1 protein-coding gene is annotated in these 1124 nt (G+C 60.1%); it reads right to left on the reverse strand.

Going from position 1 to position 1124, the window contains the following annotated elements:
- Nucleotides 1–1124, reverse strand: a 1124-nt coding sequence (gene tuf / locus VI26_RS22355) for an elongation factor Tu (RefSeq protein ID WP_082151213.1), incomplete at both ends; no start/stop codon positions are given.

The following is a 1124-nucleotide window of genomic DNA, read 5'->3' on the forward strand; positions in this document are numbered from 1 at the left end:
ACGCCGGCGCCGACGGTACGACCGCCTTCGCGGATGGCGAAACGCAGACCTTCTTCCATGGCGATCGGTGCGATCAGCTCAACGGTGATTTCAACGTTGTCGCCCGGCATTACCATTTCCACGCCTTCCGACAGAGTAACGGCACCCGTTACGTCAGTGGTACGGAAGTAGAACTGCGGACGGTAGTTCGCGAAGAACGGGGTGTGACGACCACCTTCGTCTTTGCTCAGCACGTATACCGAAGCGCCGAACTTGGTGTGCGGGGTGATGGTGCCCGGCTTGGCCAGAACCTGACCACGCTCAACATCTTCACGCTTGGTGCCGCGCAGCAGCACGCCAACGTTGTCGCCAGCCTGACCTTGGTCCAGCAGCTTGCGGAACATTTCCACGCCGGTGCAAGTGGTCTTCGCGGTAGCCTTCAGGCCCACGATTTCCAGTTCTTCGCCGACTTTAACAATGCCGCGCTCTACGCGACCGGTTACCACGGTGCCGCGGCCGGAGATCGAGAACACGTCCTCGATCGGCAGCAGGAACGGCTTGTCGATGGCGCGTTCCGGAGTCGGGATGTAGGAATCCAGAGCTGCAGCCAGCTTGAAGATGGCCGGTTCGCCGTATTCGGACTGGTCGCCTTCCAGCGCCAGACGAGCGGAGCCGATCACCACCGGGGTGTCGTCGCCCGGGAAGTCGTAGGAAGACAGCAGATCGCGAACTTCCATTTCCACCAGTTCCAGCAGCTCAGCGTCGTCCACCAGATCGGCCTTGTTCAGGAACACGATGATGTACGGAACGCCAACCTGACGGGACAGCAGGATGTGTTCGCGGGTTTGCGGCATCGGGCCGTCAGCGGCCGAGCACACCAGGATAGCGCCGTCCATCTGGGCAGCACCGGTAATCATGTTCTTAACGTAGTCGGCGTGACCCGGGCAGTCTACGTGAGCGTAGTGACGGGACTCGGTTTCGTATTCTACGTGAGCGGTATTAATGGTAATACCACGGGCCTTCTCTTCCGGCGCGCTGTCGATCTGGGAGTAGTCTTTGGCTTCGCCGCCGAACTTCTTGGACAGAATGGTGGTGATAGCAGCGGTCAGAGTGGTTTTACCATGGTCCACGTGACCGATGGTGCC

The organism is Chromobacterium sp. LK1 (genome assembly GCF_001043555.1).
Classification (GTDB): domain Bacteria; phylum Pseudomonadota; class Gammaproteobacteria; order Burkholderiales; family Chromobacteriaceae; genus Chromobacterium; species Chromobacterium aquaticum.